This is a genomic window from Kitasatospora sp. NPDC001527, assembly GCF_040298605.1.
Lineage (GTDB): Bacteria > Actinomycetota > Actinomycetes > Streptomycetales > Streptomycetaceae > Kitasatospora.
In genome coordinates, this window is the sequence record NZ_JBEPAM010000059.1 from 1 (window position 1) to 14,729 (window position 14,729).

Sequence of the window (14,729 nt, forward strand, 5' to 3'; positions counted from 1 at the left end):
GGCGCCGGGGGGTGGGGCGGCCCGCCCGCACCCCGGGGGGAACCGGGCGGGTGGGGGCGGCCCGGTTCCCTGCCCCGTGGGTGGTGCGGTCAGCGGCGGAGCGGTCCCTCGCAGGTGTAGTCGGCGCTGCCGGCGCGGCCGTTGGGCCAGATCTCGACCTGGCCGAACCAGCAGTTCATGTCGGCGAGGTTGTTGGCGGCCGTGCCGGCGCGGGTGAGCAGGAAGTAGTCGACGGTGTCGCCCATCGACTCGCGGATCTGGCCGGCGCTCAGGGAGTTGGTGAGGTTGGCGGTGATCCGGCCGGTGCAGGTGAAGCGCATGCTGTTGTTCCAGTCGGCGTTGTCCTTGCAGACCGGGGTGTTCTGGGTGGCGCGGGCGAAGGCGTCCTGCACCTCGGAGGCCCAGGCGTAGTTCAGCTGGGAGTTGGGGGTGTAGGAGGTGGCCGGCACGTAGAGGTCGTCGGCGCGCGGGACCTCGGCGTCGAGGTAGGCGGTGTACTCGCGCTGGAGGGCGGCGTCCTTGCCGAGGCGGTCGCGCCAGGCGTTGTAGCCGTCGAGGTCGTCGGCGCGCAGCAGGCGGTACATCTCGGCGAACCGGTCGGGGTGGCGCTCGCCGAGCAGGTTGAAGAAGGTGGCCGCGTACGGGTAGACGCGGAAGCCCAGGGTGCTCCAGGAGGCGTGCAGGATCTGGTCGACGGTCAGCCGCGGGGTGCCGTCGCGGTCGTCCCAGGCGATCTGGCGGACCATGTACTTGCGGGCCTTGACGCCGTCCTTGGCGGTGGCGCCGGCGAAGTACTCGGCGGTGCCCTCGTTCATCGCGAAGGTGGCGTCGCTCGGCCAGCGCGTGGTGTAGCCGGTCTCGGGGATGGCCCAGCGGGCGTTCAGGTAGTGGGTGTACTCGTGCCGGAAGAGCTCCTCCAGGCTGAAGTACGACTCCTGGGTGGTGCGCTGGTAGGTGTAGAAGGTGGAGTCCGCCTCCATGAACATGCCACCGTTGGCGACGTCGCCGATGCCGAACAGCAGGTACTGGAGCAGCTGGTAGTTGGTCTTGGTGTCGTACAGCTGCACGGTGAGGACGGGGTGGGTGTCCTCGGCGAGCGGCTGGTCGGTGCCGATGGTGCGGAAGAACTGGGCCTTGACCTGCTTGGTGGCGTAGTAGAGCTGGTCGGCGGTGGCCTTGTCGAGGGCGGTGCGGATGACCAGGGTGCCGTTGTCGTAGCTGTAGGTGTTCGGGAAGTAGTGCCGGATCAGGTCGGCGCGGCAGGCGTCGTACGCCTGGCAGATGCCGAAGTCGTTGACCGGCACGGCGACGTTGAGCCATGGGCGGCTGAGCCGGCCGAAGTTGTCGCGCAGGGTGGTGATGACCTCGCCGACGTCGGCCTTCATCGCGGGCTTGAGCGCGTCCACGGTGGCCAGGCGGGCGTACTCCAGCATGGCGTCGCCGACGGCCCACTCCGTCCCGGTGCCCTTGAGGTGGGTGTAGGAGGAGAAGGCGCGGATCGCCTGCCGGTAGCCGGGGTTGGCGGTGGCGGCGGCCTGGAAGGCGCCGCCGTCCTCGACGACGTTGTTGACGCCCTGGAAGTTGATCTGCAGCGAGCTCTGCAGGGCCCAGTTCCAGCCCCGGTTGCCGATGTACGGGCTGGAGGCGTCCGCGACCTGGCGCAGCACCCGCTCGGTGAGCGGGAGGCGGCCGGGGCGGAGCTTGGGGGCGGTGGAGGTCTGCAGCAGTTCGCCCATGGCGTTGCCGGCGGCCTCGGTCGGGTCGAACGCCCGGGGGTTGGCGGTGTAGGCGGCGATCGCGCGCTCGATCGCGGCCGTGGTGGTGTCGTCGTTGATGTCGAGTTCGGCGTGGTCGAAGTCGAACAGGACGGCGACGTGCAGGAAGTACCAGAGTTCCTGCTGGTGGAGGGTGTTGGCGCTGTCGAAGCGCGGCGCGAGGGCGGTGATCCGCTCGGCGACGGCGCGCACGTGGGCCGGGGTGAGGACCTTGGTGAACTCGGGGTGCCAGTCGCGCAGCAGCGGGAGCAGGCAGCCCTCGTAGGAGTGCGCCGGGTCCGTGAGGAAGTCGGCCAGCGCGGTGGGGGACAGGGCGGTGAAGGAGGCGACGGTACAGCTCGCGTCGGCGGCGAGCGGGGCCGGCGCGGCGGTCGCGGTGGTGAGGTCCGACGGGTCGGCGACCGGCTGCCCGGCGGTCGTCGTCGGCTGCCGGGTCTCGTTGCCCGGTGCGCCCTGGGGGCCGGGGAGGCCGGTGCCGGTGTTCCCGTGGGCGACGTCGCCCGCCGGGCCGGCCGGGTGGGCGGTCTCGCCGAAGGCGGAGGGGGCGGCGATCGCGGGGCTGGAGGCGGTCGGCGCGGCGGCGGGCGTGGCGGCCCGGGCGCTCTGCACGAGCGGGGCCGCGAGGGTGACGGCGAGGGCCGCCGAGAGCAGGACTGAGCGCAGACGTGGGGTGGCTGACACCGGTTCTCCAGTGGGGTGGGGGTGCGCGGTGCTGGGCGTGGCAATCGGACCGAGGGCGTGGGGAGCACCAAGGCCGCAGAAGCGCGTGGGAGTTGAAGGCTCGGTGGGTCGGCGTGGAGGTGCTCGACCCACCGGTCAGTAAAATAGTAATGTCAAATTGCATTGCGCAAGAGGGTAAACGCCCAGGTCTCGGCCCGGGTAACGAGAGGGTCTCGACCGGGCCCGACTCGCCGCACGGGTCTTGACGCGGACTTGCCGACAGGCGTTTGCTGGCTCCCGCTCGTTCGACAGTGATCGGTTCTGTTTGTTTGTGTGTGATTTGAACGTTCAAATCGCCCCATAGGTGGGGGAGGGTCATGCGTGACTACCTGACGCAGTTCGCCGAACCGTTCGGCTACCTGGACTTCGCGCGGTTCGGGCCGGTCTCGGAACCGGTGCGCCGGGTGCTCGTCCGCGAGGCCGACCGGCTCCACCGCCGCGGCTGGGCCGCGCTCGAACGCCTGGACGCGGAAGCGGTGGCGGCCGCCCGGACGGCGGGCGAACTGCTCGGCTGCGCGCCGCACGAGATCGCCTTCGTGAGCTCCACCTCGCACGGGCTCTTCGCCGCGGCCCACGCCTTCACCCGCACCCCGGAGGGCGCCGACGGGACGGTGCTGGTGGCCCGCACCGACTTCCCCGGCGCGATCTACCCGTGGCTTCGCGCCGCCGAGCACGGCGGACTGGCGGTGCGCCAGCTCGACGGCCCGCTCACCGTCGACAGCGTCCGCGCCCACCTCGACGACCGGGTGCGCGCCGTCGCGGTCTGCGCGGTGGACGCCGCCACCGGCTTCCGGGCACCGCTGGCCGGGATCAAGGAGCTGATCGGCCCGGACCGGGTGCTGGTGGTGGACGCCGTGCAGGCCCTCGGCGCCGTCGACTTCGACGCCGACGCGGCCGACGTGCTCGCCTCCGGCGGCCAGAAGTGGCTGCGGGCCGGCTGGGGCGCGGCCGTGCTGATGGTCCGCGACCGGGTCGCCGGGCGGCTCGGGCCCGGACTCGGCGGCTGGTCCGGCGTCCTCGACCCGGTCGAGGCCCCCGCCCACCCGTGCCCGCCCCGGCCCGGCGCCGTCGCCCACACCCTCACCAACCCGGACGGTCCCGCCGTCGCCGCGCTGGGCGCGGCGCTCGCGCTGGTGCGGGACACCGGCGCCGGCCGGATCGAGGCCCGGATCGGCGAGGTGCTCGGGGAACTGCTCGCGGCCGCCCGCGGCGCCGGCGCCGAGACCGACGGCGGGCCGGACGGCCCCGCGCCCGGCGACGGCGGCGACAGCGGTGCCGGTGCCGGCAGCGGCATCGGCCGGCTGCGGCTGCCCGGCGCCGACCCCGAGGCCGTGCACCGCGCGCTGACCTCGGCCGGCCTGGCCACCACCCTGCGCAACGGCTGGATCCGGCTGTCGCCGCACGCCAGCACCCGCCCCGAGGCCGCCGAGCCGCTCGCCGAGACGCTCGGCCGGCTCCGCCGCGAGGTCCGCGCCGCCTGAGCGCGCCCCGCGCGGCACCCACCGCGCCACCCGGTCGCGGCCGTGCCACCCCACGTCGCCCGCGCCACCCAGAACCGCCCGCGCGACCCGCGTCACCCGGACCCACCGGCGTCACCGCGCACTACCCGCGCCACCCGCGCCACCCGCACGACCTGGACCACCCACCAGCGTCACCCCGCACCACCCGCGTCACCCTGACGTCCTGACGTCCTGACATCCCCGCCCTTCGACGACCCCCCTCGGAAAGGCTTGCCATGTCACACCTCACTCGCCGCGACCTGCTGCGCGCCTCTGGCGCCGGACTCCTGGCCATGGCCGCCGGCGGAGCCCTCTCCGCCTGCGGCGGCTCCAACGGCTCCGGCTCCTCCGGCGGAGACGCCGCCACCGGAACCATCACCGTCTGGTCCTGGACCAACGCCGCCGAGGCCCTGCGCGGCGTCGTCCCCGCCTTCGAGAAGGACAACCCCGGCATCAAGGTCGACGTCCAGGACGTCGGCAACCCGGCCATCTGGGACAAGATCACCGTCGGCCTGGCGGCCGGCGGACAGGGCCTCGCCGACGTCCTGCACATCGGCTGCGACTACCTGCCCGGCTACCTGGAGAAGTTCCCCAACGGCCTCGCCGACCTCTCCGCCCTCGGCGCCGACGCCCACAAGGACAAGTTCACCCCCGGCCTGTGGCCGGTCGTCACCGACAAGGACGGACGAGCCCGAGCCCTGCCCTGGGAGGTCAACGCCCAGGGCTTCTTCTACCGCAAGGACATGTTCGACAAGGCCAACCTCGACCCGACCACCTTCGCCACCTGGGACGACGTGATCGCCGCCGCCGACGCCTTCAAGGCGGCCAACCCCGGCGTCGGCCTGGTCGGCCTCAACCGGACCGGCACCCCCGGCCCCGACGTGGACTTCCTGCAGGCCCTCATGCAGCAGCAGGGCGCGTTCTTCTTCGACCTGAAGGGCGACATCACCCTCACCTCGCCCGAGTGCGTCCGCGCCCTCACCATCGTCAAGCGCCTCAACGACGCCGGTCTCGTCCTGGAGACCCCCGGCTCCACCGTCTGGCGCGCCCAGATGAAGGAGGGCAAGCTCGGCGCCGGTGCGCAGCCCTCCTGGGCGGCACACTTCATCGAGACCAAGTTCCCCGAGCACAGCGGCAACTGGCGGCTCACCCGACCCCCGGCCGTCACCCCCGGCGGCAAGCGCACCGCCCTGGTCAACACCACCCACCTCGCCGTCGCCGCCTCCAGCCCGCGCCGCACCGCCGCCTGGAAGTTCGTCGAGTACGCGCTCACCCGGGCCGACGCCGTCAACGCGATGTTCAAGGCCGGCAGCGTCTTCCCCGCGCTCACCGCCGCCTATCAGGACCCGGTCTACAGCGAGCCGAGCGCCTACTACGGCGGCCAGCCGGTCCTGAAGACCTTCACCGAACTGCTCGCCGAGGGCGGCGACGCCACCAACTACTCCGGTGACTTCGCCCGCGCGCTCAAGCTCGTCAGCGACGCCCAGAGCAAGGTGCTGACCAAGGGCGCCGACCCGGCCGAGGCGCTCCAGGAGGCTGCCAAGCAGCTCGCCCAGCAGACCGGGCGCAAGCTCAAGTGACGGCCACCGTCCCCTCGGTGGCGGGCCGAACCCCGCCCGGCAGAACCCCGCACGACGGCGCCCCGCTCAGCGGGGCCCGGCTCCGACGCGCCCGGCTGCGCCGCCGGGCCGTGCCCTACCTGCTGCTCGCACCCGCCCTGGTGCTCTTCGGAGTCTTCAAGGCCTACCCCATCGTCTCCTCGATGCTGCTCTCGCTGACGGCCGGCGCCGGCAGCGAGACCCACAGCGCCGGCCTCGCCAACTACCGCCGGCTGATGGACGATCCGCTGTTCTGGACGGCGCTCGGCAACACCGCCCGGATCCTCGTCGTGCAGGTCCCGGTGATGCTCGCGCTCGGCCTGCTGCTGGCGGTCGGCCTCAACACGGCCCTGGTCCGCTGGCGCACCGTGTGGCGGCTCGGCGTCTTCATGCCCTCCGTCACCGGCCTGGTCGCCACCGGCGTGCTCTTTGCCTTCCTGCTCAACACCGACAACGGCGCCGTCAACAAGGCGCTCGGCTCGATCGGGCTGCCCGCCGTCAACTGGCTCGGCGACGGCTTCTGGTCCCAGATGGCCATCGTCCTCGTCCTGACCTGGCACTACACCGGCTACAACGCCGTCATCTACCTGGCCGGACTGCAGGGCATCCCCAAGGAGCTGTACGAGGCCGCGATGGTCGACGGCGCCGGACCGGTGCGCCGGTTCCTCTCCGTCACCCTGCCCGCGCTGCGGCCGGTGGTGCTGTTCACCGTGGTGCTCTCCACCATCGGCACCCTCCAACTGTTCGACGAACCGTACGTCCTCACCCGCGGCGGCCCCGACAACGCCACCCTCACCGTGTCGATGTACCTGTACGACAACGGCTTCCGCTACTTCGACTTCGGCTACGCCTCCGCCATCGCCTACGCCCTCACCCTGATCGTCGCGGTGCTCGGCGCGGTCCAGATGCGCCTGATGGGAGAACGCGAATGACCTCGGCCGCCTCCACCGCGCCCGCTCCGCCGGCGGCGTCCGTGACACCCGCGAAGCCCACGGGCCCCTCGGTCCGCCGCCGGCTGCGCGGCTGGCCGATGACGCTGCTGCTCGCCGCCGTCACCGGCCTGTCCGTCGCCCCGTTCTACTGGCTGGTGATCTCCGCCACCCACAGCGACAACGAGATCTTCGACTGGCCGCCCCACCTGCTGCCCGGCTCCCACCTCGGCGAGAACCTCCAGCACCTCCAGGACCGGGTGGGCATCGGCCGGGTCGTGCTCAACTCGCTCCTGGTGTCCGGGATCCAGACCGTCGGCGCGCTCGTCGTGGCGCTGCTCGCCGGCTACGCCTTCGCCAAGTTCCGCTTCCGCGGCCGCACGGCGCTGTTCGCGCTGCTGCTGTCGACGCTGGTCGTCCCCGACCAGGTGATGCTCGTCCCGCTGTTCAAGATGATGATGTCCTTCGGCCTGCTCGACAGCTACCAGGGCCTGATCCTGCCCGGCCTGTGCGTGCCGTTCGCCATCTTCCTGATGCGCCAGTCGCTCGCCAGCATGCCCGACGAACTCCTCGACGCCGCCCGGGTCGACGGCGCCGGCGAGGTGCGGGTGCTGTTCGGCGTCGTCGTCCCGGTCATGCGGCCGGTGCTCGCCGCCCTGGGGATCTTCCTGTTCCTCGGCTCCTGGAACAACTTCGTCTGGCCGCTGATCGCCCTGCGCTCTCCCGAGATGCACACCCTGCCGGTCGCGCTCGCGACCCTCCAGGGCATGAAGAGCAACACCGACTACGGCCTGATCCTCGCCGGAACCGCAGTGTCCACCCTGCCGATGATGGTCCTCTTCCTGGTCCTCCAGCGGCAGTTCATCTCCGGCCTGTTGGCCGGCGCCACGAAGGGCTGAACCGAACCATGACGGAGAACGCCGAGGGCACGGCGGCCGCGGAGATCTGGGAACCGCACGCCGCCGCCACCACCGCCCGCCCGCGTCCGCTCGCCGTGCCCGGCCTCGCCGCCGGCCGGCTGGAACTGCTGGTCACCGGAACCGCGAGCGTGCGCACCGTCGCCGCGGACGTCGTCGAGATCACCGCCGAGGACCCGGACGGCCCCGACGGCACCGGCGACGTCCGGATCGAATGGCGCGTCCCGTGCACCGACGCCACCTCGTTCTGGACCCCCGAACCGCGCGGCACCGGCTGGCTGCCCGCCGCCTGGAGCGCCCCGCGCCGCACCACCCTCTCCCGCGGCGCCCCCGTCGCCGCCCTGGTCGGCACCGGTGACACCACGCTGTGCGCGTTCGCCGCCGACCGCGAGGAGGCGCTGGCCGGCGCCGGCGTCGTCGAGGAGACCGGCGAGTACCGCTTCTGGGTCCAGGCCGCCGGACGGCTCACCGTCCGCGTCGACGCCTCCGGACGCCACTTCGCCCACAGCCTCGCCGACCTCGCCGACTGGTGGGCCGCCGGGGCCGAGCGCCCGGCGCACGTCCCCGACGCCGCCCGGCTGCCCGCCTACTCCACCTGGTACTCCCTGCACCAGAACATCACCCCCGAGGCCGTCGAACGCCAGGCCGCCCTCGGCAAGGACCTCGGCCTCGACGTGATCATCGTCGACGACGGCTGGATGACCACCGACCGCACCCGCGGCTACGCCCACTGCGGCGACTGGGAACCCCACTCGCTGCCCGACACCGCCGCCCACGTCGCCCGCGTCCACGACCTCGGCGTGCGCTACCTCCTCTGGTACGCCCTGCCCTTCATCGGCAAGGACAGCGCCGCCTGGGACAGCCTCTCCCGCTTCGCCCTCGCCGACGCCGGCCACCTCGGCGCCGTCGTCGTCGACCCCCGCTACCCGCAGGTCCGCGCCCACCTCGCCGACCGGCTCGCCCGCGCCGCCGAGGAGTGGGGCATGGACGGGCTCAAGGTGGACTTCATCGACTGGTTCGGCGTCCAGGACCCGCCCGCCCCCGGTCCCGAGGCCGACTGCGCCACCGTCGACGAGGGCCTGCACCTGCTGCTCGGCGAGATCCGCCGCCGGGTCGACGCCGCCCGCCCCGAGGCGATGATCGAGCACCGCCAGCCCTACGTCAGCCCCGGCCTGTGGCCCTACGCCACCATGGTCCGGGCCACCGACTGCCCGCTCAGCCCGCACGAGAACCGGCAGCGGATCGTCGACACCCGGCTGATCGCCGGGCCGCTCGCGGTCCACTCCGACATGCTGATGTGGCACCCCGCCGAACCGGCCGAGCAGGTCGCCTGCCACCTGATCAACGTCCTGTTCGGAGTGCCGCAGATCTCCGTCGACCTCGCCGCGCAGGACGCCGGCCAGCGGGAGGCGCTCGCCTTCTGGCTGGGCGTCGCCCGCGCGCACGTCGACACCCTGCAGCTCGGCGCGCTGCGCCCGGCCCGCCCGGACCTCGGCTACCCGATGGTCACGGCGGTCGGCGAGGGCGAGGTCGTCGTCGCCCGCTACGCGGCGCTGCCGGTGGCCGCCGCGGGCACGTGGCGTACGCTGCTGGTCGCCAACGCCGACGCCGACCCGGACGTCCGCCTGGCCGGCGGCCACGGCAGCGCGGAGGCCACCGTCCAGGACGCCCGCGGCCGCACCGTCGGCACCTCGACCGTCGACCTCGACGGCGGGGCCACCGTCCACGTCCCCCGGGGCGGCCTGCTGACCCTCCGCCGGATCTGAGGGTCCGCCCGCCACCCCGGCCCGTCCTCGTCCAGGGAGTGCCGATGACCACCCCGGCCCCGCGCCCGGCCCGCCGCGCCACCACCGTCGCGGACGTCGCCCGCGCGGCCGGGGTGTCCCGGCAGACCGTCTCCAACACCCTCAACGCCCCGCACCGCGTCCACCCCGACACCCTCGCCCGGGTCACCGCCGCCATCGACCGGCTCGGCTACCGGCCCGACCAGTCCGCCCGCTCGCTGCGCACCGGCGAGCGCCGCACCATCGGCTACCTCGCCCCCGTCGACGACCCGCACGACCCCAACCCGCTGATGGCCGGCTTCCTCGAAGCCCTCGTCGACGCCGCCGGCGCCGAGGGCCACCACGTGCTGCTGCTGCGCCCGGCGGCGGGGGAGCGGCACGCCCGGGCGGTGATCGACGCCGTGACGGCCGCCCGCCAGGTCGACGGACTGATCCTCGCCGACGTCCTGCCCGACGACGCGCGCGCCGCCCACGCCGCCCGCCTCGGCATCCCCTTCGCCGCCTTCGGCCGCACCGGCCCCGGCCTGCCGCCGCACTGGGTCGACATCGACAACGCGGCCGCCACCGCCGACGCCGCCCGCCACCTCGCCGACCGCGGCCACCGCCGGGTCGCCTTCGTCGGCGCCCCCGGGCCCCTCCCCTGGCTGGCCGCCCGCCGCGAGGGCTTCCGGCGCGAGGCCGACCGCCTCGGCCTCACCCTCGTCCCCCCGCCCGCCGACGGTGACCTCCGCACCCTGCTGCGCGCCCCCGACCGCCCCACCGCCCTCGCCGCCGACAACGACCTCGCCGCCCTCGACATCTACGAGGCCGCCCGCACCGAGGGCCTGCACATCGGCCGCGACCTCGCCGTCACCGGCTTCCACGACACCCCTCTCGCCCGCCACCTGCGCCCGCCCCTCACCTCCCTGCGCCTGCCGCTGCGCCCCATCGCCACCGCTCTGGTCACCCGCCTCCTCACCCAGGTCCGCGGCGAACCCACCCCCACCGAGGGCGTCGAACTCCCCGCCGAACTGATCGTCCGCCCCAGCTCCTCCCACCCGCTGCCGCGCGACTGACGGCGGCCCGCCCGTTCTCCAGGTGGTCGGAGCGGTTCGGCCGCGATGCCCTGGTGCTTCCGTAGGCCTGGACATTCGGCGGCCCCACCACTTCCGGTGGGGCCGCCGGTGTTGTCTGGCCCGCCGCTCGGGGAGGAGGTAGAACTGGCGGAGCGTCATGACAGCTGTGAAGGAAGCGGAGGGTGTGCTGTGCGGCGGATCGCGGTGGTGGGGGCGGGGCAGGCGGGGTTGCAGGTGGCGCTGGGGTTGTTGGGGGTGGGCGGGTACGAGGTGACGGTGGTCGCGGCGCGGACGCCGGCTCAGGTGCGGGGTGGGCGGGTGATGTCGACGCAGGCGATGTTCGGGCCGGCGTTGCGGGTGGAGCGGGCGGCGGGGCTGGACCTGTGGGAGCGGGAGGCGCCCGGGGTGCGGTCGGTGGATGCCGTGCTGGTGCCCGAACCCGGGGTGCGGGCGCTGGAGTTCACCATGACGCTGGACGAGCCGGCGCAGTCGGTGGACCAGCGGCTGAAGATGGCGCGCTGGCTGGAGCTGGTGGAGGAGCGCGGCGGGCGGGTGGAGTACCGGGAGCTGGACCTGGCCGGGCTGCGGGAGCTGGCGGCGGCGCACGAGCTGACGGTGGTCGCGGCGGGGCGCGGCGAGCTGGCCGGGATCTTCGAACGCGACGCCGCCCGTTCGCCGTTCGACGCGCCGCAGCGGCGGCTGGCGGCGCTGTACGCGCACGGGGTGGGGGCGCCCGATCCGGCGGCCGGGCCGCGGGCGCGGATGCACGCGGTGCCCGGGGTGGGGGAGTTGTACCTCCAGCCAGCGCTGACGCTGTCGGGGCGGTGCGACATCCTGCTCTGGGAGGCGGTGCCGGGCAGTGCGTTCGACTGCTTCGGTGATCGGCCGGGGGGAGATGAACAGCTGAAGCGGATGCGGGAGTTGATGGGCGCCTACCTGCCCTGGGAGGCGGAGCTGTGGGCCGGGGCCGAGCCCACCGACGCCGGTGGGTCGCTGTACGGCGCGCTCACGCCGGTGGTGCGCCGACCGGTGGCCGAACTCGGCGGCGGGATCGCGGTATTGGGGATCGGGGACGCGGTGGTGGTCAATGATCCGATCACCGGTCAGGGCGCGAACAGCGCGGCCCGGGCGGCGGAGGCGTACCTGCGGGCGGTCGTCGACCACGGGGACGGCCCGTTCACCGCGGAGTGGATGACCGGGGTCTTCGAGGAGTTCTGGGAGCGGCACGCCCGCCACGGCGTGGCGTTGACGGCGGCGCTGCTGACGATGCCGGACCACCTCCAGGCGGTGTTCGCGGCCGCCGCGGAGCACGAGGAGGTGGCCCGGCGTCTCGCCAACACCTATGCCGAGCCCGCCGACCACGCCGCCTGGCTCGCCACGCCGGAGCTGACCGGCGCGTATCTGGCCTCGGTGGGCGGCTGAGCTGCCGGGCGCTCAGGGCGCGTCGCCCACCCGTAGGTCGGTGGTGATCTGGCGGCGGCCGGTCAGCAGGGCCTCGCCGAGGACGCCGGCCGCGACCAGGGCGGTGAGGGCGAGGGCCGGGGGCAGGACGGCGGCGGGGCGCAGCGGGAGGCCGGGCGGAACCCGGGTGCCGAGCAGGGCGGACAGGTCGAGGGCCGGGCCGAGCAGGAGGACGGCGGCGAGCGAGGCGAGCGCGCCGCCGGCCGCCGCGAGGAGGGTCTGCGGCAGGGTCTCGACCAGGATCAGCGCCAGGCCCTGGCGCGGGCGCAGGCCCATGGTGCGCAGGCGGGCGAGGACGGCGGCCCGGTCCGGGGCGGCGCGCAGCAGGGTGAGCAGGGCGGCGAGCAGCGCGAACGCGCCGGCGCCGGCGGTGGTGGCCCAGAACACCCGGTTGGCGGCGCGCTGGAGGGGGTCGTCGGCGAGCGAGGCGGTGAGGCCGGCGGCGGTCTTCACCAGGTAGCCGTCCGGGACGGACTCGGGGCTCGGTCCGACGTAGGGGACGCCGCTCAGCCGGGCGGTGTCGGCGATCAGCGGGTGCACCGGCAGGTCGTGCACCAGCCGCCGGACGGCCGCCTCGTCGATGTCGCCGACGGCGAACCAGTAGCCGTGGTTGCGGAGTTCGGGCAGCCGGGCGGTGGCCGGGCCGGCCGGGAGGACGATGAACGGGTGGGTGGAGTCGCGCAGCGCGGGGGTGGCGTCGACGGTGCCCGCGTACTGGGCGCGCAGTTCGCCGGTGCTGGTGAGGTAGATCCGCTCCGCCCCGGCGTGGCCGCCGAGCAGGTCGAGGAGTCCGCGGGAGTAGAGGGCGGGGACGGGGTCCTCGCGCCCGTCCGGCCACCGCGGGCCGTCGGGGGCGGCGAGCCGCGCCGGGTCGAAGGCGCCGCGGCCGAGGGAGCGGGAGATCTCCGCGTAGGCCGGCGGGTCGGCGACCACCAGGCTGATGGTGAGGTGGGGTTGGCCGGGGCGCAGGACGGCCGCGTCGGTCAGCAGGGTGACGGCGGTGGCGGCCCTGACGCCGGGCAGCGGGCCGGCCGCCTCGACGAAGGACGGTGCCAGGCCGTAGCCCTTGGGGGCGCTGACCATGACGTCGCCGCCGGTGGCGTACCGGGACTCGCGGGCGCGGCCGGTGTCGACGGCGTCGAGCACGTCGGCGCCGAACCCGGCCGTGGTGACGGCGAGCAGCAGCGCGAGCATCGGCAGGGTGGAGGGGCGCGGGCGGCCGCCGCTGCCCCGCGCGGCGCCGGCGAGTCCGAGGAAGCCGGCCGCGCCGCGCCGCCGGCCGACCGCCCGGGCGAGGGCGCCGACCAGCGGTGGCTGGAGCCGGGCGAGCAGCAGGCCGGTGGTGAGGGCGATCAGCAGCGGGGCGGTGATCAGCAGCGGGTCGAGGCCGGCGCCGGGCGGGGCGGCGCCGCGCCGGCGGACCTCGACCACGGCGGCGGCGGTGACGGCGAGCACGGCGAGTTCGCCGACCACCCGGCGTGCGTCGACCCGGCGCGCGCCACCGTCGCGCGCGCCTCCCCGCGCGCGGGCGCGCGGGCCGAGCAGCATCAGCGCGCGGGCAGGGAAGGCGAGCAGAGCGAACCCGGTGGCCGTCACCCCGGCGAGCAGGGCGGCGCCCCAGCGCGGGGTGGGCAGCAGCAGGAGGGCGAGCAGCGTCCCGAGCGCGGCGCCGGGCAGTACGAGTGCGGCGCCCTCGCCGAGCAGCCGCCGCAGCACGCCCCGGCGGGAGCCGCCGCGGGCCTGGAGCAGCAGGAGTTCGGGGCCGCGCCGGTCGGCGGCCAGCGCGGCGGCCAGGCACAGCACGACCACGACGTCGCCGGCGAGCCCGGCCGGGCCGAGCGCGGCCGGCGGCGCGGCGGCGTCCCGGCGGGCGGTGGCCAGGGCGAACAGTTCGGGCAGCGTGGAGAAGGTGCGCAGGTCGGGGCGGCCGGTCTCGGTGGTGATCCGGGCGGCGGTGGGGCCGGTCAGGTAGCTCGCCAGCTCGCGACCGGCCGCGGGCAGCCGGTCGGCGCGCAGCGAGTCCGGGTCGATCGGCAGCCGCCAGTAGAGCTGGCCGCCACCCGCCCAGGTGAGCAGGCGGTCCAGGTCGTCGCCGCTGGTCAGACCGGTGGCCTCCCACCGGCGCTTCCGCTCGAAGGTGTCCGGGATCTTGAGGCAGGGCCGGGTGAGGCAGGCGATGTCCGTCCAGTACGGGTCGGCCTCGTCGAGGGGGCGGAAGGTGCCGACCACCTCGGTCCCCGGGGTCGGGCCCAGCCGGAACCGGGGGTCGGGCTCCTCGGTGAGCACGTCGCCGATCCGGAGGTTGAGCTTCTCGGCGCCGGCCTGCGACACCACGATCTGCAGCGGCCGGTCGGCGGGGACGGGGGCGGGCCACCGGCCGTCGACGAGGGCGGCGTGCTCGGCGAGCCCGGCGAGGTGGCGCAGGGCCAGGTTCGGCGGCACGTCGTCGGGCCGGGACAGCTGCGGGTCGGTGAGGGTCCGCACCTGGCTGCCGCGCACCCCGTAGACCGGTCCGCCCGCCGAGACGCGGAACTCCCCGCCGGTGTGGGCCAGCAGCCGCCCGGCCACGGCGTCCAGGTCGGCGGAGCCGTCACCCGGGCGGAGCGCGGCGTGGGTGACCAGACTGGTGGCGTCGATGCCGCGGTCGCGCAGGAAGTCGCGCAGGGCGGCGTCCTCGGCGCGGTCGATGCCGCGGGGCAGGCCGGTGGCGAGCAGCACGACCGCGAACACCAGTACGGCGTTCAGCAGCGCCGTCCAGGGCGCGGCCCGCAGCCTGGTGCGCACCCACCGGGCCGGCCGGTGTCCGGTGCGCGGCCCGGACGCGGGCGGTGGCGCGAGGTCCTGCATCCGTTCCGCTCCCCGCCCCCGTGGCCCGCGCTCCCCGGCGCGGGCAGGCCCGATCCCGGTGCCTGGTGACCGGATAGCGGACGATGCTCCCAGAGCGGCCGGCGGGAACGGAAGGTCCGTTCGGGCAGACCCCGCGCCCGGTCG

9 protein-coding genes are annotated in these 14,729 nt (G+C 74.8%); 7 read left to right on the forward strand and 2 right to left on the reverse strand.

Annotated features, from left to right (window positions below):
- Positions 1-89: 89 nt before the first annotated feature.
- Positions 90-2,456, reverse strand: coding sequence for a collagenase (locus ABT238_RS34025; RefSeq protein WP_350564413.1), 2,367 nt, complete (start codon positions 2,454-2,456; stop codon positions 90-92).
- A gap of 356 nt (positions 2,457-2,812) precedes the next feature.
- On the opposite strand from ABT238_RS34025, the gene ABT238_RS34030 reads away from it, so the two are divergent.
- From ABT238_RS34030 to ABT238_RS34060, 7 genes are all read left to right on the forward strand, one after another.
- Positions 2,813-3,976: an aminotransferase class V-fold PLP-dependent enzyme gene (locus ABT238_RS34030; RefSeq protein WP_350803632.1), complete on the forward strand. Its 1,164-nt coding sequence runs from the start codon at positions 2,813-2,815 to the stop codon at positions 3,974-3,976.
- A 254-nt stretch (positions 3,977-4,230) separates the two neighbouring features.
- Positions 4,231-5,574, forward strand: coding sequence for an ABC transporter substrate-binding protein (locus ABT238_RS34035; RefSeq protein ID WP_350564410.1), 1,344 nt, complete (start codon positions 4,231-4,233; stop codon positions 5,572-5,574).
- A gap of 17 nt (positions 5,575-5,591) precedes the next feature.
- Complete coding sequence (locus ABT238_RS34040; RefSeq protein ID WP_350803644.1) at positions 5,592-6,524, forward strand: carbohydrate ABC transporter permease; 933 nt, start codon at positions 5,592-5,594, stop codon at positions 6,522-6,524.
- The gene (locus ABT238_RS34045; protein ID WP_350564406.1) at positions 6,521-7,420 is read left to right on the forward strand and encodes a carbohydrate ABC transporter permease; all 900 of its coding nucleotides are present in this window, start codon (positions 6,521-6,523) and stop codon (positions 7,418-7,420) included. Before ABT238_RS34040 ends, ABT238_RS34045 begins: the two co-directional genes overlap by 4 nt.
- Positions 7,421-7,428: 8 nt before the next feature.
- On the forward strand, positions 7,429-9,204 hold the full coding sequence (locus ABT238_RS34050) for a glycoside hydrolase family 36 protein (protein WP_350564404.1): 1,776 nt from the start codon (positions 7,429-7,431) through the stop codon (positions 9,202-9,204).
- A gap of 44 nt (positions 9,205-9,248) precedes the next feature.
- On the forward strand, positions 9,249-10,277 hold the full coding sequence (locus tag ABT238_RS34055) for a LacI family DNA-binding transcriptional regulator (protein WP_350803661.1): 1,029 nt from the start codon (positions 9,249-9,251) through the stop codon (positions 10,275-10,277).
- Between the two features lie 321 nt (positions 10,278-10,598).
- A complete protein-coding gene (locus ABT238_RS34060) occupies positions 10,599-11,699 on the forward strand; it encodes a styrene monooxygenase/indole monooxygenase family protein (RefSeq protein WP_350803668.1) in 1,101 nt (366 codons plus the stop codon).
- A 12-nt stretch (positions 11,700-11,711) separates the two neighbouring features.
- Here the strand turns inward: ABT238_RS34060 and ABT238_RS34065 are convergent, their stop codons facing one another.
- The gene (locus tag ABT238_RS34065) at positions 11,712-14,585 is read right to left on the reverse strand and encodes a thioesterase domain-containing protein (RefSeq protein WP_350803672.1); all 2,874 of its coding nucleotides are present in this window, start codon (positions 14,583-14,585) and stop codon (positions 11,712-11,714) included.
- Between the last annotated feature and the right edge of the window lie 144 nt (positions 14,586-14,729).